A 25,353-nucleotide genomic window follows, 5' to 3' on the forward strand; every position below is an offset into this window, starting at 1 on the left:
CTATGCCGCCTTCACCGATGCACGAGCGGCCTTTCCAAGCTCGGTGTCCAGGATCGTCGCCTCTTCCACGGCGGCGAAGCTCGGCTGCGTCTGGGAATGGATGACCTTGCGCCCATACTCGACGGCAACCTGCGGCGCGGCGCCGTTCAGATGGGCAAGAATCGTCGATTTGATCGAGACGAAATAGCTGATGCTCGATTCCCGATTGACGCGGATCAGCGACGCGATCGGATCGACGACCCCATAGGACAGGAACACGCCCAGGAAGGTTCCGAGCAGCGCGCCGCCGATGAGCTGGCCCAGGACTTCCGGCGGCTCGTTGATCGCACCCATGGCCTTGATGACGCCGAGCACGGCCGCCACGATGCCGAGCGCCGGAAGGCCCTCGGCCGCCATCTTGAGGGCGCGCGTCGGACCGTGGAACTCCTTCGACAGGATCCGGATCTCCTCGTCCATCAGCGCCTCGATCTCGAACGGCTTCGCCGTGCCCAGCGACAGCAGGCGGAGATAGTCGCAGATGAACCGGACCGCCCGCTTCTTCCGCAGCACGGTCGGGTACTGCTGGAAGAACTCGCTCTCCTCGGGATGCTCGATATGTCGCTCGAGCTGCAGCATCCCCTTGCTTTTAACGGCGCGCAGCAGCGTGTAGAGCAGCCCGAGAAGCTCGAGGAAGTCCTTCTCCTTCTCGCGCTTGCCGGCGAACAGCTCGCCGATCGCCTGCAAGGTGTCCTTGACGACGGGCAGCGGGTGGGCAAGCACGAAAATGCCGGCGCTGGCGCCCGCGACGATGACGAACTCGTAGGGCTGCCACAAGATGGACATGTTCCCGCCCATGCCGAGATAGCCGCCGCCCACCGCCGCGACGACCAGAAGAATGCCGATCAACGGACCCATAGAACCTCTCCTTACCGAGGCGAATGATGTTCGCTCGAGTCGTATGAAGAGGCCGACAGTAGAAATTTCCGGTTAAAAGGAGTTTTAAGGTGTGAAGGTCGGCTACTTATTTAAGGTGTCTGGAATTGATTTTTAGATAATTCAGGTGGCATTCGATGTTGTTCGCTCGGCAGCTATGTTTATTTTCCAAATGCTGCGCCGACGACCTAATTTTTTAACCCGGCTTTAAACTGGTGGTGGCAGCATCGCCGCGTCATCTCGGGATCGAGGGTCGTAGAAACGACATCGAACCTTGCAGGTCGTCAGAAGGCGGGACACCTCAAAGCAACCTTAGAATGAAAGGACTGAGGATATGGCCTCAATTCTGACCAATGTCGGCGCGATGACCGCTCTGCAGACCCTTCAGAGCGTCAGCTCCAACCTGATGCAGACCCAGGACCGCATCTCCACGGGCATGCGCGTGGCGACCGCCAAGGACAACGCCGCCTATTGGGCGATCGCGACCACGATGCGGACCGACAATTCCGGCTTCTCGGCGATCACCGATTCCCTGGGCCTGGGCCTGTCGACGGCCGGCATGGCCACCGCAGCGAACGAGGCGATCGTCGAGAAACTCGACGAACTGAAACAGGCAATGGTCAATGCGCAGGATCCTGGCGTCGACAAGGTGAAGATCGACGACAGCGTTCAGCAGATCAAAGCCCAGATCGAAACGATCATCGCCAGCGCCAGCTTCAATGGCAGCAACTGGCTCGACGGTTCGATCAACGACACGGCCAATGCCGGTACTCCGGTCAACATCCTGGCCTCGCTTGTCCGGTCGGGCAGCACGGTGACGCCAGAGTACATTGTATTCGACCCGTTGAATTCCGACTACGGCAGCGCGGCCGGCTACTTCCGCACGGAGTTGGGCGGCACCGCAACCGCCCTCGTCGGCGGCGGTATCCTTGGCGCCGCCTTCACCTTCGACAACACCACCACCCAGGCGGATCTGGAGGGGGCGCTGGCCGAGGTTGAGGCAGCCGTCGCCAAGGCGACCGAAATCGGTTCGCTCCTTGGTTCTGTCGAGTCGCGTATCGAAGATCAGAAGACGTTCATGACGAAGATGATCGACGCGACGGAGCGTGGAATCGGCGTGCTGGTCGACGCCGACCTGAACAAGGAGAGCGCCCGGCTGAAGGCCTTGCAGGTCCAGCAGCAGCTGGCCATCGAGGCGCTGAATATCGCGAACGCTGAGCCGCAGAACATTCTGTCGCTGTTTCGCTAATCGACCGGGGGATTCGCGCGCCTCGATCGCGGTGAATCCAGGGCCCGCCCCCTCCGGGGGCGGGCCTTTCCTTACCGAACGGGCCAGTATCGGCGAGCCGGCAGGCAACCTTAAAACGCAGATTAAACATCCGGTGCTAACCTTTCCACCGCCGAAATCATGAAGCGGAAGGACCATGGCATGGAAGCAATCCGCGCCTATGAGCAGACAAAGCGGACATTTATCGATCCGCGGGTTGCGGAACGGACGGTCTTCGAACGCGTGACGGCGCAGCTTCGCCACGCGGCGCAGCTCGCCTCCCGAACCAGCGAATTTCACGAGGCCGTGCACGCCAACCGCCGGCTCTGGGCCGCCGTCATCGCCGATGTCGCGGACCCGGGCAACACCTTGTCGACGGAGATGAAGGAGGGCTTGATCTCGCTCGGTCTCTGGGTGCAGCGGGAAAGCACGACTGCGGCAATGGGCCGGACCGAGCTGTCGGCGCTGATCGACGTCAACGAGGCCGTGATCAACGGCCTCGCACCGAAGAGCTAAGGCCGGAGGCACGGGACCGATGGGCCTCAATATCCGGCTTCTCCACGGCGACCAGTGCGTCATCAATGGCGCCGTGATCAAATGCAAGTCGCAGCGCACGACGATCTCCGTCGAGAACCACGCGCATGTCATTCGCGGGCCGGACATCCTCAAGGGCGAGGACGTGAACACGCCGCTGCGGCGCGTCTATTTCGCGGCGCAGCTCATGCTGATCGACCCGTCCTCCGCCGACCAGCACCGCCGGCACTTCGACCACTATACGCACGAGGTTCTCGAGGTGCTCGAGAACCCGGAGATGCTGGGTCAGCTTCACCAGGCGATAAGCTGCGTCGACGCCAAGGACTATTACAAGGCGCTGGTCGCGCTCAAACCGGTTCTCGAATATGAGAAGCAGCTCCTGGCGGGCTGAGACAACTGCCGAGAAGGAGAACGCATCATGCTCACGACCCTTGGACAAATCGGTCTCGTCCAGCGCACTTATGACCGGCGCATCGATGCACTCTCCAAGGAGGCCTTCATCCAGCGCGAGGCGGCTTATTTTCGGGAGAATATCGGGAAGGTCGACAGCGGCGATGGATTGATGAAGGACTATCGTCTCTATTCCTTCGCGATGAAGGCCTTCGGCCTCGAATCCGAGATCTATGCGAAGGGATTGATGAAGAAGGTCTTCGACGAAGGGATTCTTAGTGACAAATCGACCGCCAACCGTCTCGACGATCCGAAATATCGCGAGATCGCCGAGGCTTTCGGATTTGCCGAGAGCGGCAACCTGAACATGCTGTTCGAGGAGAATGTCGAGGCGGTCGTGCAGCGCTACCTGACGCAGGAACTCGAACTGCGGCAGGGCGAAGAGAGCGAAGCCGTGCGTCTGGCCCTCTATTTCGACCGTCAGATCTCCAAGGCGGAGAACTGGTACGAAGTTCTGGCCGATCCGGCACTGGCCGAGGTCGTGCGGACCGGCCTCGGTCTTCCCAAAGAATTCTCCTTGGCCAATATCGACCGGCAGGCGGCCTATTTCGAAGATCGCCTGAAGCTCGAGGATTTTAAGGATCCGGTGAAGCGCAAGGAGTTCATCGAGCGCTTCGGGGCGCATTGGGACATGCAGCAGGCCAGCGCCATGGGCGGCAACGCCGTCCTCATCGCGAACGGCATCGCGCCGATTCAGCCGCTGGCTCCCGGTTCGGCGCAGATCTTCTCCATCGACCCGTCGCTGCTCGCGGACCTTGCGAGATACAAGATCTGATCCGCGGCCCTTCGCGTTCTCCTCGAAGGGAAGAACAGCCACAGAGGCACAGAGGGCTTGACGCCCCTCTGTGCCTTTACGGTTTTAGCGCTGAGCCGACGTCCCTTCTCCAACCCTTCCCCGCGCATGCGGGGGAGGGAGAGACCCGAGCAGCGGAAGGGTGGGCACCGGCAACTCAGGCGGGCCCCCTATGCGGGCGCCCTATCGCTCCGTTCGGATTGGGGCGGCCACGCAGGGCCGCTCCTACGGGATGCCCGGATAGACAGGCCCGAGCACGACCCTGAGCGAACCTCCGGGCACAATCGCAAACCGTGTCAGTTCAGCGCTGTGCCGAAGGTGATGAGGGAGTCCGTCTGCTCGAGGAGGGTGTCGATGGCCTGCTGCGGGTCCTCCTCGGTCGTTTGGTAAGGCTGTATCAGGTTGGTGATGAGGGAAGACCATTCGCCGTCGCTCCAGGCGCTGGCCCGATATTGCAGCAGGCCCGAGGCCTCCTCCATGTAGCCGGACAGATAGGCGGCCACGGCATAATCGACATAATCCCGGCTGTCATGCGCGCCGTCCGGGTCCTCCTGAAGGAACTCGTCATAGGCCAGGAAGGCGTCCTCCCATTTCTCGGCCTTCATATAGATCCTGGCGACCTTCCTCGTGAGGTCCGGCGCCAGCAGAGGGTCGATCCTGTCGATGACGGTGTCGAGCTTCCCGAGCGCGGCCATTGCCGTCACATAGATCTCCATGGCCTGGTGGTCCCAGCTCTCGGGCCGTTCCAGGTCCACGATCTTATTCAGCTTGTCCAAAGCCTCCTGCGGGCGGCCGCCCTTGGCGAGCATCTCGGCGAGCTGCAGCGAGGACTCGCGAATCTCCGGCCGCAGCATGTACCAGAGGACCGAGTTGTGCAGATTGGCGATATCGACCGTTTGGGCCGGCGCATCGGGGAGGAGCTTCGCGAGAATCGCCGCCGCCTCGCTATACAGGCCGCGTTCCGCCAGATAATCCGCATAGCGGCGGTCGATCTGCCGCGTCAGGTCGGGGTCAGTCACGAAGCCCATATAGTCCCGCCGGAACCGTTCGACCTGCTCCGGAGAAAGGGCCTCGACCCCTTCGATCAGCAGCCTGCCGGTCAGTTCCTGGCCCTCGGCCCGCGCCCTCTGATGGAGATCGCCGGTCGGGAAGCGATCCGTCTGCCGGCGCAGCGTCTCCAGGGCATTGACCACGTCGCCCTGCGTCTTCTGAAGACCGGCGACGAGCCAGAGGGCGCGCTCCTCATAGCTGTTCCCCCGCCAGCTTTCCGCAATCTCGCGTGCTTGCGCCAGGGCGACGCCCGGCGCAAGCACGCCGGCGTTGATGTCCATGGTCAGGAGTTCGAGCTTCGCCCCGGCGCCGCAATGGGTGTCGTAGCTCGCCGCCGTCATATATCGGCGGTAGGCCTCGGCCGGATGCCCTTCCAGATCGGCGAGCCGGCCGACCATCAAGGTTTCGCAATCCTCCTCCAGAACGCGCTCCTTCGTGACCGCGATGACCTCGGCGATGAACCGGGCGGACGTCGCGTCCTTCGCATCGAGCGACGCCTTCAGAAGCAGCGGCAGGATCTGCCGTGCATAGGCCGGCGGATAGGTGTCGATCACGTTGACGCCCCTGCGGAGATCGATCTCGGTGACTTGCCATTCATGAGCCGTGGCCGCTGCGACCATCCGCCACAAGGCGTCATGCTGGTCGTCGGACATCCGGTACTCGCGAAGGCCGAGAGGATCGTTCGTCTGGCCGGACAGGAGGAAGGCGACCTTCGCGCTGTCCTTAATGCGCCGCACCGCGAAGGCCTCGGGATGCCCTTCCGCCAGTTCCGTCATGCGGGCATAGGCCTCCTCTGCGAACCCCCAGCTCAGATAGAGCTCGGCGAGATCGACCAGCGCCTTCGCCCGCTCCCTGCCCTCGACCATTTCGATACGGTTGTCGAGTTCGGCGCGGCGGGTGACGAAGTCCAGCCTTGCCACGTCTTGAACGAGGACCGACCCGGCCGCGACGGCGTCGTCGCGGGCTGCGAGTGTCAAGAGGGCGGAGATGGCGAAGGCAAGACCAGGACGGTGACGCATCTTGTGCCAATCGGTTGTCCAAAGCGTAACTATTTCAGGGGCTTCGGCGGAAACGGCCGGAATCGAAACCCGGGTTTAAACTACGTCCTCTAGGTTAAATCCGCGTTCAAGAACGAGAGTGCGTGCTCATGCAGACTCCTCTTTATGTCGGCCTGTCCGGTCAGCTCGCCCTGCGGCGGCAGCTCGACGTCGTCGCGAACAACGTCGCCAACATGAATACGGTCGGCTTCCGTGCTGAGAACTCGCTCTTCGCCGAGCATCTGGCGAAGGCCGAGGAGGGCCGAAAGGTGGCCTTCGTCGTCGACCGGGCGACCTACACCGATATGCGGATGGGCGCTTTCGAGAAGACCGGCAACGACTTCGACGTCGCCATTCGCGGCGACGGCTGGCTGCAGGTCGAGACGCCGCAGGGCATCCGCTACACACGCGACGGCCGGCTCAACATGGACCCGGACGGCATGCTGGTCACCGTGAACGGCGAGCCGGTTCTCGGCGCCGACGGACAGTCGATTCAGATCCCGGAGGATGCCGCCCGGATCGATATCCGCAAGGACGGAACGATCGTCGAGGGAGACCGTGTATTCGGCCGGATCGGGGTCGTCCGTCTGGACGATCTCGCCACGATGGAGCGCGAGGCCAACGGGCTGTATCGGACGGCCGGGGAACCGCAGCCGGCGGATGGCGCCCAGCTGCTCCAGGGAATGGTCGAAACGTCGAACGTCCAGCCGATTGTCGCCATGACCGAGCTGATCACGCTCTCGCGCGCCTATCAGCAGGCGGCTGAAATGGTCGACAACGCCCATAGCGTCGAGCGCAAGGGCATCGACAAGCTCGGAAAGATTTCCTGACGTCTTGAGGGAGATATCGAATGCGATCTCTTAACATCGCTGCGACGGGCATGATGGCGCAGCAGACCAACGTCGAAGTCATCTCGAACAATATCGCGAACATGAACACGTCGGGCTTCAAGCGGGCCCGGGCGGAGTTCACGGACCTGATCTATCAGAACGAGCGCCGGCAGGGCGCGCCGTCCGTCGATGCCGGGAACATCGTGCCGGCCGGGGTGCAGATCGGCCTGGGCGTGAAGGCCTCGGCCGTTCGCCGCGTGAACATCCAGGGCAATCTGGCGCCCACCGGGAACAGCTTCGATCTGGCGCTGGAAGGTCGCGGCTATTTCGTGATCGCCCAGCCCGATGGCGAGGACATCTATACCCGTGCGGGCGCCTTTCAAAAATCCCCGGAGGGCATGCTCGTCACCGCGGACGGCTATGATCTTCAGCCCGGGATCAACATCCCCGAGAACGCGACCGACGTCGTGATCAACCAGAGCGGCGAGGTGCTGGCGACGATCGACGGCGAGCCGGAGCCGCTGAATCTCGGGCAGCTCCTGATCGCCACTTTCGTCAACGAGGCCGGCCTCGAGGCGATCGGCGACAGCATGTTCAGGGAAACAGCCGCCTCCGGCCCGCCAACCATCGGAATCGCCGGCGAACCCGGTTTCGGCACGCTCCGCCAGAAATATCTGGAAAGCTCGAACGTCAATATCGTTCAGGAGATCACCGATCTCATCTCCGCCCAGCGGGCCTACGAGATGAACTCGAAGGTCGTCGAGACGGCCGACCAGATGTCCTCGACCGTGACGCAGATGCGCTAGCGGCCTGATCGCGAGGGGAGTCTGACGGATGTTGCAATGGGGGCGTATCGGCATTCTCGTCTTGGCGCTATCGGCGATCCTGCCGGTCGCGGACGAAATGCTGATCGGCACGGCGCTCGCCGCCGGTGCAGAGGAGAAGGTCGCGGTCATGGTGCCGACGCGGCGGCTGGTTCCGGGCGAGATCATCACCGCGGAAGATCTGGAGAAGATATCGGTCCCGGCCGAGTCGTTGCGCCGCTCGACCATCATCGCCGCGAAACTTCTCGTCGGGATGGAGGTGCGCCGCACCCTGCTGCCGGGCCGCTTGGTTTCGAGTTCGTCGATTCAGATCCCGGTTCTCGTGCCGCGGAATTCGGAGGTTACGGTCGTCCTCTTTGAAGGAACGCTCCGGCTGCTGATGCGGGCGAAGGCGCTCGAAGACGGCAGCATGGGGGAACTGATTCGCGTGGCGAATCTGAGTAGCGGCAAAATCCTGTTCGCCTCGGTGATCGGGGCGGGCGAGGTCCAGATCTCCAGGTAAGAAGGCCCCGTTGGACGGCCAAGTAGGAAGGACGCACTCATGCGCAACGCTCTGATCGGAATGGTGGCCCTCCTTGCCGCATCCGGCTGCTCCCGCTTGGAAAATGTCGGCAAGGCACCCGAATTTTCCCCCATGGTGACGGCCGGTCAAGACGACCAGATCGCGCGAACGATCTCGATGCCGATGCCGGCTCCGAGTCTCACGTCGAACGAGTTCAATTCGCTGTGGGCGTCGGGAAACAAGGTGTTCTTCGGCGATCCGCGCGCCAAGCGGGTCGGAGACATCATTACCGTCCTCATCAATATCGATGACGAGGCGAGGCTCAGAAACCAGACGGACCGGAGCCGCAGTGCCAGCGAGGAGGCAGGGCTCGACGCGCTGTTCGGCCTCGACGGCTTGGTCGAGGGGGTGGTCGGCGGCGACCTGGATTTCAGCAACGCGGCGGAGTTCGGAAGCAGCAGCAGCAACCGGGGACGCGGTCAGGTCACGCGCAACGAGGAGATCAACCTTAGGCTCGCCGGGGTCGTGACCCATGTGCTGCCGAACGGCAACCTGGCGATCGCCGGCCGCCAGGAGGTCCTGGTGAACCAGGAAATGCGCGACCTGCGGATCGCCGGAGTCATCCGTCCGCAGGACATCAGCGCCCGCAACGAGGTCGTCTACGACAAGATCGCCGAGGCGCGGATCGCCTATGGCGGGCGCGGGTTGATCAGCGACGCCCAGCAGCCACGCTATGGCCAGCAGGTCTTCGACATCATCATGCCCTGGTGATGAACTTGGCGATGCGAGGATAGTTCGATGGCCGAGATACACGAAGACCAGGTCGTCATCGTCAAGGTCAAGCGCAAGGACCCGGAAGAGGACGGGGCGCATGCCGGGACTTGGAAGATCGCCTATGCCGATTTCGTGACGGCGATGATGGCGTTCTTCCTGCTGATGTGGCTGGTGAACGCGACGACGGAAGAACAGCGGGATGGCATCTCGTCCTTTTTCAATCCGGTGGCACTGGCGACGTCGGTGTCCGGTGCCGATGGGCTCATGAGCGGCCGGACGGCCGACACGGAGGGGGCGCTGACCGCGCCGAACGGCGATGGTGAGAGGCCCCATCCGGTCTCCGCTCCGCCGACGGTGTCCACGATCGGACCGGAGCAGAATGCGCCGCAAGGCCAGTCGGGCGGGACGCAGGTCGAATCGATCGACGGGGAGTTCCGCTCGCCCTTCGATCGGACCGCGATGGCCGACTCCGTCGAAGGCGACAAGCGCTATTCGGGCGTCGCCGACCTTCTGGGCAGCACGGCGTTTCAGGACCCCTTCGAACGGCCGGAAGCCCGGCTGACCGCGGATTGGCGGGCGACGCCTGCCGAAATCAACCAGACGCAGGGGACGGAAGTCGCGAAGGAGAAGCCGGGTCAGGCGATAAACGTCAAGCTTCTCACAGAGGCCCAGGGCCTCGAGCGCATGGAGCTGCTGAAGCAGGCCCTGGCCGCGAAGCTGGAAAAGCTGCTGGCCGAGAAGGATCTCCGCGCCAATATCCTGATGGATGTGATGACCGAAGGGCTGCGGATCCAGATCACCGACGACAGCGACTTCGCGATGTTCCCGGTGGGCGGCCATGAGTTGACCGCCGATGCCGACAAGCTGTTGTCGGCCGTGAGTTCGGTGCTGGAGCAGATCCCGAACGGAATCATCGTCACCGGGCACACCGACGGGCGGCCCTATGCCCCCAACGCCAGCTATGGCAACTGGGAGCTGGCGTCCGACCGCGCCAATGCCGCGCGTCGGGCCCTGGTTCATGGCGGCCTTAAGGCCTATCAGATCATGCGTGTCGAGGGTTATGGCGACCGAGAGCTACTCGTGCCAGACAATCCCAGGGATCCCCGGAACCGGCGCATCTCGATCCTGGTCTTCGCAGCCGATCAGACGACTGCCCGGGCGCCGGCGGAGCAGCGTCCCGGCAATTCGGACCGCCTGTAGCCGGCCGAGGCCCGGCGCGAACGGCCGCCGCACAAGCCGGCCGCTGCTGTCAATCCGCTGACCGCGGCCTAGAGGCTGATTCACCGATCAGGTTGGATCAACCTGGTCGGATCGTGCTCTGAGCCGCGTCGCGTCCGGATAGATGTTGATCCGTGGCACATGCCCGTCGCGGAGGGCCTGCTGGACGCGCTCCCAATATTCGGTCGTGAGCAGGTCGCCGTGGACCTCGCGGAAGAGGCGGCGCAAGGCCGGATCCTGAATCCTCAGCCCGACCTCGATCTCCTCGGGCAGAAAGATCACCCCCTCCTCGAAGAACCAGTCGGGAACGTCCTCTTCGCCCTCGATCCTGTTCCGATTGGTGCGGATCTTGACGTCCGTGAAGGGCTCGAGGGCGTCGTAATCGAACAGGAAGATCTTCAGGAAGCGGCTGACGCCGTAATTCCTGCCGTCGAGGTCCTTGTTGAAGATATTGGCCGCCGCGTTGTTCTTGATGCAGTGACCCAGATTGATGATCGCGGTCTCCGCCTCGGCCGGCGCGGCGGTCTCGAGAAAGAGGGGCAGCGGAATCATCTTTGGTTGGGCGATCAGATGCTTGAAGGCCAGGCTGCTTCCTTCCGACGATACCGTCTGGCCGGCATAGGTCATCAGCTCTTCGCGCAAGCCTTGATCGAACCAGTCCTTATCCAGCTTGATGTGGCGATAGATGATGTTGTCCAGCATGCTGCCGGTGCGGTTGATCTCATGCACCCTGCCATATTTTCGCAGGACCGAATCGACGCCCTCGAATCTCCCCCATTTGTACCGTTCCGTCGGCTTATCGCGGATCACCTTCAAGGTATAAGCCGACGAGGGGGCGGAGAATCCGATCGCGACCGTCCCGCGGAACCCGACCGCAATGTCGAAGACCTCTCCCGAAGCCGTTAGCTCGTCCTGCAACTCGTTCATCACGGCGACCTTGCCGACGTGATTGAAGCCGACCGTCGAGTAATGGAGGCCCAACGGCCGCTGCGGCATGATGCTATGAAGAAAGGACGACAGCTCGTGATAGTGCGGGTTGGTGACGTGGAAATTGGCGAGCGTCGAGCTGAAGATGTTGTGCGTGTCGGCCTCGGACGTCAGGACCGCGTCGACGAAGATGCCGGTCGCCGCGTTCTCGAGGCAGAGAACAAGGGGAACGATGCTCGAGTCTTTCAGGACGATTCGCCCCACCAGATAGGCGCCGCGGTTGCGGTAGAACCCGGCCTTGATCATCTGGATGGCCTGGATCGCACTTCGGTCGCGGCCGTCGAAGCCGAGATCGCGATTGACCCGGTCGGCGACAAGCGCCGCATCCGCATTCGGGTCCCGATAGGGTTTCGCGAAATTCGGGATCTCGAGGATCTCGATCACCGTTTCCGGCGAGATCCGGGCGCCGCCCGGGAAGTGCCGATAGATGTCGGCTGGTGCGCCGAACGCCGTCTTGGCCGACCCGCCGAATGAGTACTCCACCGGCCTCCATTCGTCGTGATAGATCATGCGCCGGGCCGAATGGATATAGGCCATCGCGAAGTCTTCCTCGTACCGGCCGCGAATGAACGGCAGATACTGCCTTTCGACCTTCTGCCAGAGATGCTCGTCCTCGGCGAGGAGGGGATAGACTCTCTTCAGCTGAGCCGCGAGATCGCGGATGCTCTCGCTGTAGATCGAGAGTCGCCGCCGGCTGAGGAGGAGCGATTCCCCCGGATCGCGGTCCTCGAACGCTTGCTTGGCCAGCGTGGGAATCTGCCGCGATTCGATATAGTAGGCGTCGAATTCCTGCAGGATGCACTGGGCCGCGAGAGCGATCATCTCGTCGTCTCGCTTGGCCCGCATCATCAACGCGACGTAATCGACCCTTCCCGTCGGAGACTCCTTTTTCCCTGAGCGGAAAGCTTCAGACATTGTCCGGGACACCTGACTGGTCATTGTTGGGTGCCTCGCCGCCGATGCGACACATCCGCGCCCATGTTAACCGACCGCTGCGCCAAGGAAAGTCTGGATCTTGCACAGGTTGATGGCGAAGGACCGGCTCGCGATTGAAGGGAGGGCAAGGGACGGGGCCCGGCTATCGCCGCGCAATCAGGAAATGCTTACCCATCGAGGTCGGCTGGATGCGCTGCAGCTCAAAATCGAACGCGCCGATCCACTCCGCATATTCGCGCGCCGTTCGCTCCCTGCCACGGGCCGCGACCAGCATATTCAGATCCATCCGCGCGACATGAAGCGGGCCCGTCCGGTCTTCGTTCAGCAGATATTCGCCGATGATCAGCAGGCCGCCGGGCCGGACTGCTTCCGCGATCCTTGCCAGGATATGGGAACCGCCCTCCATATCCCAATCATGCAGGATGAAGCCCAGAGAATAGCAATCCGCGCCGGCCGGGATCGGATCCTCCCAGAAATCTCCACCATGAAAGTTCAGGCGATCCGCCAGCCCATACTGCCGAAAGAAATCCTCAGCGACCGGTCCAACGGCGGGAAGGTCGAAGACGGTGCCCTGCAGCGACCGAAAGCTCTGAGCTACTGAAATCAGGAACGCACCGCTTGCCCCGCCGACATCGACCAAACGCCGAACCCCGTTCAGCTCCGGCGCCTGGGCGGAGAACTCGGTTCCGGCCTGATAGGTGATCGCATGCATGCCTTCCAGGAAGGCGCGAAGGCTGGCCTGATCCGAATACATCCGCTCCGTGGGCGCTGGCTGCGGCCCGAACGCCCGTGACCACTGAGCGCTTCCATCGGCTAGGGCCTCCGGCAGATAGCGCCAGACGGGATAAAGATCCTCCCGGATGTGGCGGAACATCGCGCCCACATATCCGGGTTTCCCACGAACCAGCTTCTCGGCGGCTTCTGGCCCGTTGGCGAAGCGACCGTCCGGCCACCGTTCCAGAAAGCCGAGTGCGCACAAGGTCGTCAATAGCCGTTCGGCCAAGTCCTTCCGCAAGCCGACAGCGTCGGCAATCTCTACCGCCGTGCGCGGGCCGCTATCCAGCGCGTCGAACACGCCCATCTCCTCGGCCGTGAGGAGAGCCTGTGCATTCATGAAGCCAAGAGCGCAATCCCAGATGTCCATCATTGCTCGACCTTTCATCGCCTTTCGGCACGCACGCCGATCGCGGGCGATGGCGGCGGCAATCGCTAGGCTCAACGCCAGCGCCGATAAAAGAGTTCTAAGCGGCTGCAGCGCGGAGGCGGATAGCTCACTCGCCGATGAAGTGCAGGATCAGCTCGCGGGCGTCGGGGGAGTGGCGGTTCTCGAATAGGTAGATGCCCTGCCAGGTGCCGAGCAGGAGCTTGCCGCCGCCGACTGGAATGCTGAGCTGGGTCTGGGTGAGGACGGTGCGGATGTGCGCGGGCATGTCGTCCGGGCCCTCCGCGGTGTGCCGGTACAGGCTGGTGTCTTCCGGCACGAGCTTCCTGAAGAAGGCCTCGAGATCCCGCCGTACATCGGGGTCCGCGTTCTCCTGGATCAGGATCGAGGCGGAGGTATGGCGGAGGAACAGGGTCAGCAGCCCCTCGCGCAGCGACTGCGCCGAAAGCCAGGCCGCGACCTCGCCCGTGATCTCATGGAGGCCCTGACGGCTCCCCCGGGCCCCTGGCGACAGGGACAGGCTTTGCCGAATCTGTCTCATGATCCGTCTCCGCGCGATAGGTTCTCAGCTTGCCGCACGGGCCGTCATGGCGGTTTTTTCTCCCGTCCTCTCCAGAGTCTCCATGAAGCTGTCGCGCCATTGCGTGATGCTGTTCCGGCGCAGCACCTCCATCTGCGTCTGCCAGCGGTCCCGGCGCTCGGCCAGCGGCATTGCGAGCGCCCGGTGGAGCGCGTCCGCGACGCCTTCGACGTCGTACGGGTTGACGATCAGCGCCGAGTGGCGGAACTCCTCGGCGGCGCCGGCAAAGCGCGACAGGACCAGGAGGCCGGGATCGGCCGGGTCCTGCGCCGCGACATATTCCTTCGCGACGAGATTCATCCCGTCGCGCAACGGCGTCACTAGGCCGATACGGCTGACGCGGTAGAAGCCCGCAAGCCTGCGGCGGGTGAAATTCTTGTTGAGATAGCGGATCGGCATCCAGTCGAGGTCCGCGAAATGGCCGTTGATCCGGCCCGCGGCGGCCTCGAGCGCGGCGCGGATCTGCTGATACTGTTCGATGTCCTCGCGCGAGGGTGGCGCGATCTGCATCAGCGTGACCTGGGATCGGTGCTCCGGGTATTTCGCAAGCAGCCGCTCGAAGGCCTCGAACCGCGCGACCAGCCCCTTGCTGTAGTCCAGCCGGTCGACCCCGATGATCAGCTCGCGCCCGACAAGGCTGTCGACGAGACGCCTCGTCTGCTCCGCCTGTGCCGCTTCCGCGGCCATCGTCGCGAAGTTCTCGGTGTCGATGCTGATGGGGAAGGCGTCGGCGCACAGCGTTCGATCGAAAACCCTGACGCATCGATGGCCCAAAACCTCACCGCCGACTTCGCGCGTGATGTAATCGTCGAAGGCATGCAGGTCGCGCTTCGTCTGGAGCCCGACAAGATCATAGGCGCAGACCGACTCCATCAGGTCGTCGTGGCTGGGCAAGGCGATCATGACCTCCGTTGCCGGGAACGGCGTATGCAGGAAGATGCCCATGCGGTTGCCGATTCCGGCGCGTCGCAACTCGACGCCCAGCGGGATGAAATGATAGTCGTGGACCCAGATGATGTCGTCCGGCTGCACCAGCGGCGCCAACTTCGCGGCGAAGGCGGCGTTGACCCGGCGATATCCCTCGTAATGCTGGCGGTTGAACTCGAACAGGTCCAGCCGATAGTGGAACAGCGGCCAGAGCGCGCTGTTGGCGAATCCGAGATAGTAGTCGTCGTGATCCTGCGGTGTCAGATCGGCGGTGGCGTAGGTGACGCGCCCCCTCGTTACGATCCTAAGCTCCTCGGCCGGCTGTTCCGTTACCTGCCCGCTCCAACCGAACCAGATTCCACCGTTCTTCTTCAGGGCATCGCGCAGGGCGACGGCCAAGCCGCCGGCGCGGGCGCCGGCTGCATCGGGCTGTGAAACGCGGTTGGAAACGATGATCAGGCGTGCCAAAACGCTTTCTCCTGGTTCGCCGGCCGGCCGTGGCGGCGCTCACTGTCATGATGGGGTTGGATGATCCTCCGTCCGAAACGGCAGCCGATCGCTTCGGCGCCCAGAATCCGGGAACAATATTCCATACACGCATGCTTATAGAAACCCGCCCGGCGGGAAACAGTTCAGTCGGCTTCGCATCTGCCTGCCTCGGGTGAGAGCCGCTCGTCAGCGATCATTTTGTCTGGCGTTCGTTCCCGACAGGCGGCCCTTGCCGGACCCGAGGAGATCGGCGCATTGTTCGTTCGGCGCGGCACCCATGGTGGTATCGGAGGCTCTCATGGAGGATGCAGCACTCACGCAGGCCTTGTCTCGCGCGCTCCTGGCGCTGCGAATCACGCTGGGGCTGTTCCTGCTCCAGTGGGGCGTCGAAAAACTCGTGGTGCCGCAGAACACCGTCGCCATCTGGGGTTATTTCTACGGTCTCGATGTTCCACGGGCCCTGGGATACCTGTTCGGTGCGGCGGAGATCGCCATCGCCGGTTGCCTGTTCCTCGGTCTGTTCCGGACCGTGGCCTATGGTGCGGCGCTGGCGCTGCATATGATCAGCGTGCTCGTCTCCTGGCGCCAGCTTCTCGACCCGTGGGGTGATCCCGCGAACCATTTGTTCATCGCCGGCATCCCCGTTCTGGGCGCCTTGATCGCTCTGTTCCTGCTGCGGCACTGGGACCGCGGCATCGTGATGGCCGACCATTCATCCGCCGCACCGGGTTCGCCACCAACATCGTGATGCGTCTTCTTTCTGGGCTGACCGCTCGGCCATGCTCGATGTCCAGAGCGCGATCCGATCAGGTTGGACCAGCCTGGTTGGTGAATCGCCCTCTATTTCAAATTACTAGAGCCTGACGGCCGCAGCCGTTTCCTCAGGCAGCGTTCGAAGAAATCCAGCAGGCGGTCGTCGAGCTGATCGAACTGGAGAGCCAGCGCTCGCCCCCGATGGGCGCGGCGCACGACACGGGCTGTGAATCGGACGCTTTCAGAGCCGTTCCGCGTTGTACCGACGATCAGCCCGTCGACTGAATCGCCCGGGTTCAGTGAACCGGTGTAGGAACGGATCAGGAACAATCCGCCGAGCGACCAGTTCTCCGTATACCAGACCTCGCCATTGATGTGGACCGCGAAGACAGGGTTAGCCAACCGCTTGTTGCGTCGCGGCTCGCGATGTCCGATCTTGCGGTAGGATTGAGTTCTCGACGGCATGGGGCCTCTCTGGCGAACGACCTTAGCCGGCGATTCCTTTGCCAAAGTTTAAACGGAATACTACCCTGACGGGTGCCGGAACCCGGTTTTTCCAGCAGGTCTGGGTGCCTTGACATTGGGCGAAGCAGGATGCCGCGCGAAATCAGATTCATCAGTTTTACGACCGATGAGTTCCTGCAGGCGGCTCGGCTTTATTTCCGGCGGGTAGGCGAACCCTTACCCGGGGCGATCGACGCAGTGTCGATCGTGGACGACTGCCGCATCCGGCTTTCCTTGGCCCAAACTGTTGGCGGCGGCGGCTCCGAGATGTTTCTGGACCACAACAAGATCGGATCGATTCTCGTGTTCTACTGCATCGAGCAAGGAATACCGCTGCCGTCGAAGTCGCTCCGGACCTTGAAGCTGTTCGGCGACAATATCTGCCTGATGGTCACGAAGAACGTTCCGATGGCGGATCTGGATCGGATCAAGCTCAACCTTCCCGACTAGCCATCGATACGGCCATCCTGTCCGATCAAGGTTCGCGCCTAAAACCGCGGCTGCAGCACAGTGCCGTCGGTTTCCTGAATCGTGCTCGCCGACCACAGGGCGGTCCAGCTGTTGCCGACGATCCCGAGCTTCAGCGGTTGGCCGGGCAGCCGGAGCACGCTGCCCTGGAAATAGGAGACGATGATGCCATTCTCGTTCGCTTTGGCCCAGTCCAGTACTGCGGACGGCTCATCGATCACCGTCAAAGGCTGCTCGAGGCGGCCCGAGAAGTCGAACTCGCCGCGATAGCCGCCGAACACCGCCACCGGCGCGCCCTGCTGCTGCAGACTATGGATCTGCTGCGCGACAGGCTCCAGATCGAAGAACCGCCGCAGCGAGAACAGGAACTCGATGTTGAGGGTGGTGACGAGAAGCACGGGCAGGAGGGCGACCTGCACCGTGCGCGAGAAGATCTCGCGCGGGGTCATCTGCGCCAGCAGGTAGCCGCCGCCGAGCAGGACCAAGCCCGAGACCTGGCTGATTCCACCGAGCCAGATCGGCAGGTTGTCGTCGTCGATGAACTCGCGCCACACGGAATCGAGATGCGCCACGGGCACGATATTGAGAAGAAAGAAGACAAGGCCGACGAACAGCGCGAAGAGGCCTGGGATGACGGCGTGGAAATCCTTCGGCTTGCCGCCTTGGGCGGCGAGCAAGCGCGCAGCGATCAGCGCCAGGGCCGGTAGCGCCGGCAGCAGATCCTGGAACTGCCGATCGCCGGCGATCAATGCGACGCCGCCGCTGATGGCGGCGGCAGTGCCGCAGAAGCGCAGCCCCTCCTCCGGATGACGGCGAAGCTGTCTTTGTGCCGCCCGCCACAGGGTCCGCCACCAGAGCCAGGGATAGAGCGCCAGCGGCAGGGCGAGCAGGAACCAGTACCAGGGGCCGAAATCCGCAAGCCCCAGCGCGATCGGATCGAACAGCGCGGCCATGAGATGCGGCATGCCGCCAACCGCGAGACTGGGAGCGATCCAAGTCAGGCTGATCAGAGCGCCGAGCAGGATCGCGAAACCGAGCCCGACGTACCAGCCGGCCCAGCGGGGTTGTCGGTTCGCATCCATCCACAGCCGGGTGAGCAGCGGCAGCGGGAGCAGATGCATCAGGGCGACGGGCCCGTTCATCAGAAAGCCGAGCCCAAGTCCCACGCCGAACAGCGCCCATCCGACAGCTTTGCCCCGCCGTGCCAGCGCCACCCCGTAGAGGCCGAGCAGGACGAACAGCAGCAGCGGCATGTTGAAGACGGTAAGACCGGAAAAGAGCGTGAAGCCGCCGCTGCCGACGAGGACAACCCCGGCAAGCGGCGCCGCTTCCGGCCGCTCCGGCCAGATCAGCCGCGCGGCCGGCCCGATCAGCATCAGCGCTGCAAGCGCGGTCAACGGCGTGACCAGCCGAGCCCAGACCTCGCTGACGCCGAAGATCGCCCAGCCCAGATGGATCAGCCAGAACAGCAGAGGCGGCTGCGCCTCCAGGCCCTCGACGGTGCTCGGCAGCAGCGCTCCCTCCTGCCACATCCACCAAGCCAGCGAAAAGGGTTCGGATTCGATGGGGGACAGCGGCGGCCGGGTGATCAGCCCACTGACCACGAGCACCAGCCAGATCGATACCGGCCAGACCGGCAGGCGGCGCAAAGCGGCGGCGGTCACCGCCAGCGGGCGCGCGGCGGCTATCACGGACCGCTCCTCCGGCTGCCTCCGATCAAGCACGCCGCGGCGCCCTCACAGACTGTTCTCGAAGACATCGAAAGTGACTGTCCAAGGCTCGGCTTCCGCGGCTGCGGCCCACTCCCGCATCGCCGGCCAGTTCCAGACCGCATCGACATAGGCGGCGCTGGTCGGGTCGAGAGCGACGCCGTAGGTGCGGAAGCGCGAAGCCACAGGTGCGAACATCGCATCGGCGATCGAGAAACCGCCGAACAGGAAATCGCCGTTGCCATTCTTCGTCGCGGCCGCGCCATGGCTGCCGAACCGCTCGCGGCAGTCGCGCCAGATGGCGGTGACGCGATCGATATCGTCCAGCGCCGCCGCAGCGCGGTTGCGGTGCGACTGGCATCGGCTGAGGTCCATCGGCAGGTTGCGCCGCAGGTCGAGGAACCCGGCATGCATCTCAGCGCTCACCGAGCGCGCGACCGCGCGAGCGGCACGATCGGCGGGCCATAGCCCGGCCTCCGGAAAAATCTCCGCCAGATATTCGCAGATCGCCAGCGAGTCCCAGACGAGCGTTCCGCCGTGCCGTAGCGCAGGAACGCGCCCAGAAGGCGAGACGCGGCGGATCTCGGCCGAGCTGTCGGCCTGACGTAGCGGAATCACGACCTCGTTGAACGCCACGCCGGTCTGCTTCAATGCAAGCCACGGCCGAAGCGACCAGGACGAGTAGTTCTTGTTGCCCAGATAAATGGTTATGTCCGCCATCGTCGGGCTCCGGATTAATACCCTGTCTGCTTAGCCCGCGATCGATCCTCGACGCAACCCATGTTCCGTGCGACGGGTCTTTTCTCCCGGGATATTCCGGGCCATTCTGCAGCGCCAGCCAAGTTTCCGGGAGAGTCATCTTGCTCGATTGTTTGATCCCTCGCGCCGGCGGCAAGGCCGTCGCCCTCCTTGCCGTAACCGAAGACGGGCTGAAGGGCTGGCTACGCGACCGGCCGTCGATCGTGCAGGCCTGGGTGAGGGATACCGGGTTCACGGCAAAGCCCGGCAGCCATATTCTTCTGCCAGATGCCGACGGCAGCCTGTCCGAAGTCCTGGTGGGCGTCGAGCAAGGGGATGATATCTGGTCCTTTGCCGGGCTCCCGGGCACCCTGCCGGAAGGCGACTACCGACTCGATGCGGACGTTGTCGCGTCGGCTGTCTCGGCGGCCGCACTCGGCTGGGCGCTCGGTTGCTACGCATTCACGCGGTACCGCAAGCCGTCCCGCCGCTTCGCCCGCCTGGTCTGGCCGAAACAGGCCGACAGGGCGATGGTCGAGCGGACGGCGGAGGCGATCTATCTGGTCCGGGATCTGATCAACACGCCGGCCGAGGACATGGGGCCGGCGGATCTGGCCGAGGCGGCGCAGACGCTCGGCCGCGCCCACAAGGCGAAGACAAAGGTGATCGTCGGCGACGCCCTTCTGAAGGCGCGCTATCCGGCCATCCATGCGGTCGGCCGGGCGAGCAGTCGGCCGCCGCACCTCATCGATCTGCGCTGGGGCGGCGCGGGGCCGCGTGTCACCCTGGTCGGCAAGGGCGTCTGCTTCGATTCCGGCGGGCTGGACCTGAAGTCATCGGGCAACATGCTGCTGATGAAGAAGGATATGGGCGGCGCGGCCCATGTCCTTGGGCTCGCCAAGATGATCATGATGGCCGCCCTGCCGGTCCGCCTTCGGGTGCTGATCCCGGCGGTCGAGAACAGCGTGTCGGGGAACGCGTTCCGGCCGCTCGACGTCCTGCGGACCCGCAAAGGCGTGACGGTGGAGGTCGGCAACACCGACGCGGAAGGCCGGCTGGTCCTCTGCGACGCGTTGGCTGAGGCGGACACCGAAAAACCCGACCTGCTGATCGATTGCGCCACCCTGACCGGCGCCGCGCGCGTGGCGCTCGGCACCGAACTGCCCGCCCTGTTCGCGAATGACGATGCGGCGGCGGAGACGCTGCTCCGCCACGGGATAGCGACGCAGGACCTGCTCTGGCGGCTGCCGCTGCACAAGCCCTATCGCCGCCATCTCGACAGCAAGGTGGCGGACCTGAACAATGTTTCGAGCGGATCGTTCGGCGGGGCGATCACCGCGGCCCTGTTCCTCGCCGAATTCGTCGGCCCGACCACGCCCTGGCTCCATCTCGACATGATGGCGTGGAACACCGCGTCACGGCCGGGCCGACCCGAGGGCGGCGAGGCGATGGGGCTGCGCGCGCTCTACGGGCTGATCGCGGAGCGGGCCGCGAAAACCCAGGGGAAGCTCCAGGGGCCGAAGACCCCGGGACGGCAGCGGCGGAATACTAGATAAAGACATAGGCTGGCGCGAGGAGAGCGGGATGAAAATGAAGCAGACCGATGTACTCGCTCTCTGGCGTCATGTCCTGGTCACCAGCCTGCACCAGGAGGCGCCGGACCTGACCGCCCGTCAGATGGCTCTGCTGCTGACGGTCTATACGATCGACGGCCCGCACACGGTCCGCGGTCTCGCCGAGAGCCTGAAGATCTCGAAGCCGGCGGTCACCCGCGCGCTCGATCGCCTGAGCGAGCTCGACTTTGCCCGGCGCAAGCGGGACGAGGCGGACCGGCGCAACGTTCTCATCCAGCGCACGGTCAAGGGCTCCGTCTTCCTCAGCGAATTCGCCGCGATCATCGCCGCGGCGGTGGAGGCGAAGCTGCCCGGTCAGCCGAACGACCGCTCGGAGTGATCGCAGCGCCCGCCTCGTAGGAATTGCCCCTACCCTCCCGCTGTGCGGGTCCAGCCCTCCCACAAGCAGAGCTGGGGGAGGGGCTGGGGTGGGGCATCCTTGACTAATACCCGGTCGCCAGATCGACGAGATTCGGCAGCGGGCGGCCCTCGCGGGCGAGGCGCATGCTTTGGAAGATCGTCTCCGCCGCGGTCTGCGGTGGTGTTGCGCTGGCGATATGGGGCGTCACCGTGATGCGCGGATGGGTCCAGAACGGGTGGTCGGACGGCAGCGGCTCCTCGTGGAACACGTCAAGCGTCGCATAGGCGATCTGCTCGCTGTCCAGCGCCGCGAGCAGATCGGTTTCCACCACATGACCGCCGCGGGCGGCGTTGATGATGGAGGCGCCGCGCGGCAGGGCAGCCAGCGTTCGCGCGTTCAGGATGCCCGCGGTCGCCGGCGTCAGCGGCAGCAGGCAGACCAGGATCTCGCTGCGGGCGAGGAAGGGAATCAGCCCGGCATCGCCATGGAAACCGGACACACCCGGAAGTTCCTTCGGCGACCGACTCCAGCCGGCGACGTCGAAACCGAGGGCGGACAGCTTCGCCGCCGCGTCGCCGCCCAACACGCCCAGCCCCATGACGCCGACCTTGCGCTCCCAGGGCAGCGGATAGGCGAGCGGTTTCCATTCCTGCCGGCGCTGCAGCGCCTCGAGCTCCGGCACGCGCCGGTGATAGCGCAGGACATGCAGTAGGACATATTCGGTCATGCTTGCCGTCAAGCCGCGATCGACGAGGCGGACAACCGGGATTCCCGGCGGCAGGTCGCCCTCGCGCATCAGGCTGTCGACGCCGGCGCCCAGCGAGAAGATGACCTTCAGATTGGGATAGCGCTTGAGCTCACCTGCCGGCGGGCGCCAGACCAGCGCGAACTCGATCTCCTCGATGCGCCCGGTCTCGGGCCAGCAACGGAAATCGATGTTCGGATCGAATCGGAGGAGCATATCGCGCCATTGCTCGGCGTTTTCGCTCGGGCTTAGGAAGAGGACGGCCATGGAGAACCCCAGTGATCAAAACCGCTTGCGGCCCCCGCCCTTCGACAAGCTCAGGACGAGGAGAAACTCTCATGCCGAGCTTGTCGAAACATGAGGTCCGCCGCCGCTAGGTTCTTACCACGCCCGACTCGACGGCTTCCAGGTTAAAGGCGGCGGCCAGGAGCGCCTGTGTGTAGGGCGCCTGCGGCGCGGCGAAGATGCGGTCGGCCGAGCCCTGTTCCACGACCTTGCCGTCGCGCATCACGATCACCTCGTCGGAGAGCGCGCGGACGACGCGCAGATCGTGGCTGATGAAGAGATAGGCAAGATTGTGCCGCGCCTGCAGCGAGCGCAGCAGGTCGACGATCTGTGCCTGCACCGACATGTCGAGCGCCGAGGTCGGCTCGTCGAGCACGACGAAGCGCGGCTGCAGGATCATGGCGCGGGCAATGGCGATGCGCTGGCGCTGGCCGCCGGAGAACTCGTGCGGATAGCGATGACGGCTCTCGGGATCGAGGCCGACCTCCTCCAGCGCGGCGACGATCATCGCCTCCCGCTCCGAATTGCTGCCGCCCAGATTATGGACCTTCAGCCCCTCCTCGACGATGGCACCGACCGACATGCGCGGACTTAGCGAGCCGAAGGGGTCTTGGAAGACGATCTGCATCTCGCGCCGCAGCGGCCGCAGTGCGCCGAACTGCAGCTCCTGCAGCTCGCGGTCGTGATAGCGGATCGACCCGCGCGAGGCGATCAGCCGCAACAGCGCCAATCCCAGCGTCGTCTTGCCCGAGCCGCTTTCGCCAACGACGCCGACGGTATGGCCCTCGCGGACCTCGATCGAGATGCCGTCGACGGCCTTGATGTGGTCGACGGTCCGGCGCAGCAAGCCCTTCTTGATCGGGAACCAGACCTTGATGTCGTCGCCCGCCATGACGATCGGCGCATCCGCCGCTGCGGTGGCCGGTTTGCCCTTCGGTTCGGCGGCCAGAAGGCGCTTCGTATAATCATGTTCGGGCTGCTCGAAGATTCGCTCGGCCGGCCCCTGCTCGACGATCTCGCCATCGGTCATGACGCAGACCCGGTCGGCCATCTTGCGGACGATGCCGAGATCGTGGGTGATCAGCAGCAGCGCCATGCCGAACTTCGCCTGCAGGTCCTTGAGCAGTTTCAGGATCTGCGCCTGGATCGTGACGTCGAGGGCCGTCGTCGGCTCGTCGGCGATCAGCAGGTCGGGCTCGTTGGCCAGCGCCATCGCGATCATCACTCGCTGCCGTTGGCCGCCGGAGAGCTCGTGCGGATAGGCGTTCAGCCGTTTTTCGGGCTCGGGCACGCCGACCAGCCGCAGCAGTTCCAGCGTCCGCGCCCGCGCTGCCGTCTTGCCCACACCCTTGTGCAGCAGCAGCACCTCGTTGACCTGACGCTCCACCGTGTGAAGCGGGTTCAGCGAGGTCATCGGTTCCTGAAACACCATCGAGATCCGATTACCGCGCACCGTCTGTAGCGTCCGCGAATTGGCGTCCACCAGCTCCGTCCCGCGGAAGGTGATGCTGCCCTTCGGGTGGGAAGCGGTCGGGTAGGGAAGGAGCTGAAGGATCGACAGTGCCGTAACGGATTTGCCGGAGCCGCTCTCGCCGACCAGCGCCACCGTCTCGCCCTTATCGATATGGAACGACACCCCGCGCACGGCCCGCACGGCGTTCGGCTCCGCGCCGAAGGAGACGTGCAGATCGCTCACCTTCAGCAGGGGCTCGTCCCGCTTCCCGCTGGCGCTGCCGGTTGCGGCGGCGTGTCTCGTGCTGTCGTTCATTCGGCGGCCGCCTTGGCGTCGGTCGAGGTTCGGGAGTGGGCGCGCACGGCGTCCTCGCCCGGGATCGGGCCGACCGCCTTGCGCGGGTCGAAGGCGTCGCGCACCGCCTCGCCGACGAACACCAGCAAGCTCAGCATGATCGCGATCGTGAAGAAGCCGGAGAAGCCCAGCCACGGCGCCTGCAGGTTCGACTTGCCCTGCTGGAGCAGCTCGCCCAGGGACGGCGAGCCGGGCGGCAGGCCGAAGCCCAGGAAGTCGAGGCTCGTCAGGGTCGTGATCGAGCCGTTCAGGATGAACGGTATGAAGGTGAGCGTCGCCACCATCGCGTTGGGCAGCACATGCTTGAACATGATCATCGTGTTCGAGAGGCCGAGCGCCCGGGCGGCGCGGATATAGTCGAAGTTGCGGGCGCGCAGGAACTCCGCCCGGACCACGCTGACCAGCGCCATCCATGAGAACAGAACCATGATGAGCAGAAGCGACCAGAACCCCGGCTGGATCACGCTCGCCATGATGATCAGCAGATAGAGCAGCGGCAGAGAGGACCAGATCTCGATGAAGCGCTGGAACAGGAGGTCGGTCCAGCCGCCGAAATAGCCCTGTACCGCCCCGGCTGCGACTCCGATGATCGAGGACATCAGGGTCAGCGCCAGCCCGAACAGCACGGAGATGCGGAAGCCGTAGATGACGCGGGCCACGACGTCGCGCGCCTGGTCGTCGGTACCCAGCCAGTTCACGGCCGAGGGCGGCGAGGGCGCCGGCACAGGCAGGTCGTAGTTGATCGTGTCGTAGGAGAACGGGACCAGCGGCCAGATCATCCAGCCCTTCTCCTCGATCAGATCCTGCACGAACGGATCGCGATATTCGGCCTCTGTCGGGAACTCGCCGCCGAAGGTCGTCTCCGGATAGGAGACGAAGATGGGGACGTAGTAGGCGCCGTCATACTGCACGAGCAGCGGCTTATCGTTCGCGATGAACTCGGCGAACAGCGAGATCACGAACAGCGTAACGAAGATCCACAGCGACCAGAAGCCGCGCCGGTTGGCGCGGAAATTCCACAGCCGCCGCCGGGTCAGCGGCGAAATCCTCATACCGAGGAATCGATCGGTCACGAGGTGCCTCCCGGCTGGGCCATGT

The 25,353-nt window shown here is 64.1% G+C and carries 25 protein-coding genes; 13 read left to right on the top strand and 12 right to left on the bottom strand.

Features of this window, described 5'->3' with window-relative positions; translation table 11 throughout:
* The gene (gene motA, locus DT069_RS15300) at window positions 1–894 is read right to left on the bottom strand and encodes a flagellar motor stator protein MotA (protein WP_119461176.1); all 894 of its coding nucleotides are present in this window, start codon (window positions 892–894) and stop codon (window positions 1–3) included.
* A 352-nt stretch (window positions 895–1,246) separates the two neighbouring features.
* On the opposite strand from motA, the gene DT069_RS15305 reads away from it, so the two are divergent.
* From DT069_RS15305 to DT069_RS15320, 4 genes are all read left to right on the top strand, one after another.
* Window positions 1,247–2,161 carry a flagellin N-terminal helical domain-containing protein gene (locus DT069_RS15305; RefSeq protein WP_119461177.1) on the top strand — a complete coding sequence of 305 codons (915 nt, stop codon included), beginning with the start codon at window positions 1,247–1,249 and terminating at the stop codon, window positions 2,159–2,161.
* A gap of 180 nt (window positions 2,162–2,341) precedes the next feature.
* Window positions 2,342–2,695 carry a flagellar biosynthesis regulator FlaF gene (gene flaF, locus DT069_RS15310; protein WP_162913220.1) on the top strand — a complete coding sequence of 118 codons (354 nt, stop codon included), beginning with the start codon at window positions 2,342–2,344 and terminating at the stop codon, window positions 2,693–2,695.
* A gap of 19 nt (window positions 2,696–2,714) precedes the next feature.
* Complete coding sequence (locus DT069_RS15315) at window positions 2,715–3,104, top strand: flagellar biosynthesis repressor FlbT (RefSeq protein WP_119461179.1); 390 nt, start codon at window positions 2,715–2,717, stop codon at window positions 3,102–3,104.
* Window positions 3,105–3,131: 27 nt separating this feature from the next.
* Window positions 3,132–3,938, top strand: coding sequence for a DUF1217 domain-containing protein (locus tag DT069_RS15320; RefSeq protein ID WP_119461180.1), 807 nt, complete (start codon window positions 3,132–3,134; stop codon window positions 3,936–3,938).
* A gap of 314 nt (window positions 3,939–4,252) precedes the next feature.
* Here the strand turns inward: DT069_RS15320 and DT069_RS15325 are convergent, their stop codons facing one another.
* On the bottom strand, window positions 4,253–6,025 hold the full coding sequence (locus DT069_RS15325; RefSeq protein ID WP_119461181.1) for a tetratricopeptide repeat protein: 1,773 nt from the start codon (window positions 6,023–6,025) through the stop codon (window positions 4,253–4,255).
* A gap of 128 nt (window positions 6,026–6,153) precedes the next feature.
* On the opposite strand from DT069_RS15325, the gene flgF reads away from it, so the two are divergent.
* The 5 genes from flgF to DT069_RS24660 are packed head-to-tail and all read left to right on the top strand — an operon-like array spanning window position 6,154 to window position 10,173.
* A complete protein-coding gene (gene flgF / locus DT069_RS15330) occupies window positions 6,154–6,873 on the top strand; it encodes a flagellar basal-body rod protein FlgF (protein WP_119461182.1) in 720 nt (239 codons plus the stop codon).
* A gap of 20 nt (window positions 6,874–6,893) precedes the next feature.
* Window positions 6,894–7,679: a flagellar basal-body rod protein FlgG gene (gene flgG / locus DT069_RS15335; protein ID WP_119461183.1), complete on the top strand. Its 786-nt coding sequence runs from the start codon at window positions 6,894–6,896 to the stop codon at window positions 7,677–7,679.
* Between the two features lie 28 nt (window positions 7,680–7,707).
* Window positions 7,708–8,199: a flagellar basal body P-ring formation chaperone FlgA gene (flgA, locus tag DT069_RS15340; RefSeq protein ID WP_119461184.1), complete on the top strand. Its 492-nt coding sequence runs from the start codon at window positions 7,708–7,710 to the stop codon at window positions 8,197–8,199.
* Between the two features lie 39 nt (window positions 8,200–8,238).
* Window positions 8,239–8,970: a flagellar basal body L-ring protein FlgH gene (gene flgH / locus DT069_RS15345; protein WP_119461185.1), complete on the top strand. Its 732-nt coding sequence runs from the start codon at window positions 8,239–8,241 to the stop codon at window positions 8,968–8,970.
* A gap of 27 nt (window positions 8,971–8,997) precedes the next feature.
* Complete coding sequence (locus tag DT069_RS24660) at window positions 8,998–10,173, top strand: flagellar motor protein MotB (protein WP_162913221.1); 1,176 nt, start codon at window positions 8,998–9,000, stop codon at window positions 10,171–10,173.
* 87 nt (window positions 10,174–10,260) lie between these two features.
* On the opposite strand, the gene DT069_RS15355 is transcribed toward DT069_RS24660, so the two are convergent.
* The 4 genes from DT069_RS15355 to otsA all read right to left on the bottom strand — a co-directional run bounded on the left by DT069_RS15355 (window position 10,261) and on the right by otsA (window position 15,251).
* Complete coding sequence (locus DT069_RS15355; protein WP_162913222.1) at window positions 10,261–12,000, bottom strand: isocitrate dehydrogenase kinase/phosphatase AceK regulatory subunit; 1,740 nt, start codon at window positions 11,998–12,000, stop codon at window positions 10,261–10,263.
* A 256-nt stretch (window positions 12,001–12,256) separates the two neighbouring features.
* Entirely contained in the window at window positions 12,257–13,261 is a 1,005-nt protein-coding gene (locus tag DT069_RS15360; RefSeq protein ID WP_162913223.1) for a methyltransferase, read from the bottom strand.
* Between the two features lie 124 nt (window positions 13,262–13,385).
* Window positions 13,386–13,817 (bottom strand): secondary thiamine-phosphate synthase enzyme YjbQ, encoded by a 432-nt coding sequence (locus DT069_RS15365; protein ID WP_119461188.1) that lies wholly within the window; start codon window positions 13,815–13,817, stop codon window positions 13,386–13,388.
* A gap of 24 nt (window positions 13,818–13,841) precedes the next feature.
* On the bottom strand, window positions 13,842–15,251 hold the full coding sequence (gene otsA / locus DT069_RS15370) for an alpha,alpha-trehalose-phosphate synthase (UDP-forming) (RefSeq protein WP_119461189.1): 1,410 nt from the start codon (window positions 15,249–15,251) through the stop codon (window positions 13,842–13,844).
* 319 nt (window positions 15,252–15,570) lie between these two features.
* On the opposite strand from otsA, the gene DT069_RS15375 reads away from it, so the two are divergent.
* Window positions 15,571–16,020, top strand: coding sequence for a DoxX family protein (locus tag DT069_RS15375; protein WP_425450272.1), 450 nt, complete (start codon window positions 15,571–15,573; stop codon window positions 16,018–16,020).
* Window positions 16,021–16,112: 92 nt separating this feature from the next.
* On the opposite strand, the gene DT069_RS15380 is transcribed toward DT069_RS15375, so the two are convergent.
* Complete coding sequence (locus DT069_RS15380) at window positions 16,113–16,490, bottom strand: PilZ domain-containing protein (RefSeq protein WP_119461191.1); 378 nt, start codon at window positions 16,488–16,490, stop codon at window positions 16,113–16,115.
* 129 nt (window positions 16,491–16,619) lie between these two features.
* On the opposite strand from DT069_RS15380, the gene DT069_RS15385 reads away from it, so the two are divergent.
* On the top strand, window positions 16,620–16,979 hold the full coding sequence (locus tag DT069_RS15385; protein WP_119461192.1) for a hypothetical protein: 360 nt from the start codon (window positions 16,620–16,622) through the stop codon (window positions 16,977–16,979).
* Between the two features lie 38 nt (window positions 16,980–17,017).
* Here DT069_RS15385 and DT069_RS15390 read toward each other — a convergent pair whose 3' ends face one another.
* Together DT069_RS15390 and DT069_RS15395 are read right to left on the bottom strand one after the other, a co-directional pair.
* Window positions 17,018–18,688, bottom strand: a complete 1,671-nt coding sequence (locus tag DT069_RS15390) for an ArnT family glycosyltransferase (RefSeq protein WP_119461193.1) — start codon at window positions 18,686–18,688, stop codon at window positions 17,018–17,020.
* Window positions 18,689–18,733: 45 nt separating this feature from the next.
* A complete protein-coding gene (locus DT069_RS15395) occupies window positions 18,734–19,426 on the bottom strand; it encodes a glutathione S-transferase family protein (RefSeq protein WP_119461276.1) in 693 nt (230 codons plus the stop codon).
* 140 nt (window positions 19,427–19,566) lie between these two features.
* Between DT069_RS15395 and DT069_RS15400 the strand changes: the two genes are divergently transcribed.
* Both DT069_RS15400 and DT069_RS15405 read left to right on the top strand, forming a co-directional pair.
* Window positions 19,567–21,000, top strand: a complete 1,434-nt coding sequence (locus DT069_RS15400) for a leucyl aminopeptidase family protein (protein WP_425450273.1) — start codon at window positions 19,567–19,569, stop codon at window positions 20,998–21,000.
* A gap of 28 nt (window positions 21,001–21,028) precedes the next feature.
* A complete protein-coding gene (locus tag DT069_RS15405) occupies window positions 21,029–21,397 on the top strand; it encodes a MarR family transcriptional regulator (RefSeq protein WP_119461195.1) in 369 nt (122 codons plus the stop codon).
* Between the two features lie 103 nt (window positions 21,398–21,500).
* Here the strand turns inward: DT069_RS15405 and DT069_RS15410 are convergent, their stop codons facing one another.
* The 3 genes from DT069_RS15410 to DT069_RS15420 form a co-directional block, all read right to left on the bottom strand.
* The gene (locus DT069_RS15410) at window positions 21,501–22,430 is read right to left on the bottom strand and encodes a 2-hydroxyacid dehydrogenase (RefSeq protein ID WP_119461196.1); all 930 of its coding nucleotides are present in this window, start codon (window positions 22,428–22,430) and stop codon (window positions 21,501–21,503) included.
* Window positions 22,431–22,536: 106 nt separating this feature from the next.
* The gene (locus tag DT069_RS15415) at window positions 22,537–24,216 is read right to left on the bottom strand and encodes an ABC transporter ATP-binding protein (RefSeq protein WP_119461197.1); all 1,680 of its coding nucleotides are present in this window, start codon (window positions 24,214–24,216) and stop codon (window positions 22,537–22,539) included.
* Window positions 24,213–25,307 (bottom strand): ABC transporter permease, encoded by a 1,095-nt coding sequence (locus DT069_RS15420; protein WP_119461277.1) that lies wholly within the window; start codon window positions 25,305–25,307, stop codon window positions 24,213–24,215. The genes DT069_RS15415 and DT069_RS15420 overlap by 4 nt, the downstream gene beginning before the upstream one ends.
* Between the last annotated feature and the right edge of the window lie 46 nt (window positions 25,308–25,353).

Origin of the sequence: Virgifigura deserti (genome assembly GCA_003576685.1) — a bacterium.
Lineage (GTDB): Bacteria > Pseudomonadota > Alphaproteobacteria > Dongiales > Dongiaceae > Virgifigura > Virgifigura deserti.

Coding starts and splice junctions, on each gene's coding strand:
- DT069_RS15380 (WP_119461191.1), bottom strand. CDS start 16,490: ATGCCGTCGAGAACTCAATCCTACCGCAAGATCGGACATCGCGAGCCG.
- flgH (WP_119461185.1), top strand. CDS start 8,239: ATGCGCAACGCTCTGATCGGAATGGTGGCCCTCCTTGCCGCATCCGGC.
- flgF (WP_119461182.1), top strand. CDS start 6,154: ATGCAGACTCCTCTTTATGTCGGCCTGTCCGGTCAGCTCGCCCTGCGG.
- DT069_RS15325 (WP_119461181.1), bottom strand. CDS start 6,025: ATGCGTCACCGTCCTGGTCTTGCCTTCGCCATCTCCGCCCTCTTGACA.
- DT069_RS24660 (WP_162913221.1), top strand. CDS start 8,998: ATGGCCGAGATACACGAAGACCAGGTCGTCATCGTCAAGGTCAAGCGC.
- DT069_RS15415 (WP_119461197.1), bottom strand. CDS start 24,216: ATGAACGACAGCACGAGACACGCCGCCGCAACCGGCAGCGCCAGCGGG.
- DT069_RS15395 (WP_119461276.1), bottom strand. CDS start 19,426: ATGGCGGACATAACCATTTATCTGGGCAACAAGAACTACTCGTCCTGG.
- DT069_RS15355 (WP_162913222.1), bottom strand. CDS start 12,000: ATGATCGCTCTCGCGGCCCAGTGCATCCTGCAGGAATTCGACGCCTAC.
- DT069_RS15375 (WP_425450272.1), top strand. CDS start 15,571: ATGGAGGATGCAGCACTCACGCAGGCCTTGTCTCGCGCGCTCCTGGCG.
- DT069_RS15405 (WP_119461195.1), top strand. CDS start 21,029: ATGAAAATGAAGCAGACCGATGTACTCGCTCTCTGGCGTCATGTCCTG.
- DT069_RS15365 (WP_119461188.1), bottom strand. CDS start 13,817: ATGAGACAGATTCGGCAAAGCCTGTCCCTGTCGCCAGGGGCCCGGGGG.
- DT069_RS15420 (WP_119461277.1), bottom strand. CDS start 25,307: ATGAGGATTTCGCCGCTGACCCGGCGGCGGCTGTGGAATTTCCGCGCC.
- DT069_RS15305 (WP_119461177.1), top strand. CDS start 1,247: ATGGCCTCAATTCTGACCAATGTCGGCGCGATGACCGCTCTGCAGACC.
- DT069_RS15320 (WP_119461180.1), top strand. CDS start 3,132: ATGCTCACGACCCTTGGACAAATCGGTCTCGTCCAGCGCACTTATGAC.
- DT069_RS15385 (WP_119461192.1), top strand. CDS start 16,620: ATGCCGCGCGAAATCAGATTCATCAGTTTTACGACCGATGAGTTCCTG.
- DT069_RS15315 (WP_119461179.1), top strand. CDS start 2,715: ATGGGCCTCAATATCCGGCTTCTCCACGGCGACCAGTGCGTCATCAAT.
- flgG (WP_119461183.1), top strand. CDS start 6,894: ATGCGATCTCTTAACATCGCTGCGACGGGCATGATGGCGCAGCAGACC.
- DT069_RS15360 (WP_162913223.1), bottom strand. CDS start 13,261: ATGATGGACATCTGGGATTGCGCTCTTGGCTTCATGAATGCACAGGCT.
- flgA (WP_119461184.1), top strand. CDS start 7,708: ATGTTGCAATGGGGGCGTATCGGCATTCTCGTCTTGGCGCTATCGGCG.
- flaF (WP_162913220.1), top strand. CDS start 2,342: ATGGAAGCAATCCGCGCCTATGAGCAGACAAAGCGGACATTTATCGAT.
- DT069_RS15410 (WP_119461196.1), bottom strand. CDS start 22,430: ATGGCCGTCCTCTTCCTAAGCCCGAGCGAAAACGCCGAGCAATGGCGC.
- motA (WP_119461176.1), bottom strand. CDS start 894: ATGGGTCCGTTGATCGGCATTCTTCTGGTCGTCGCGGCGGTGGGCGGC.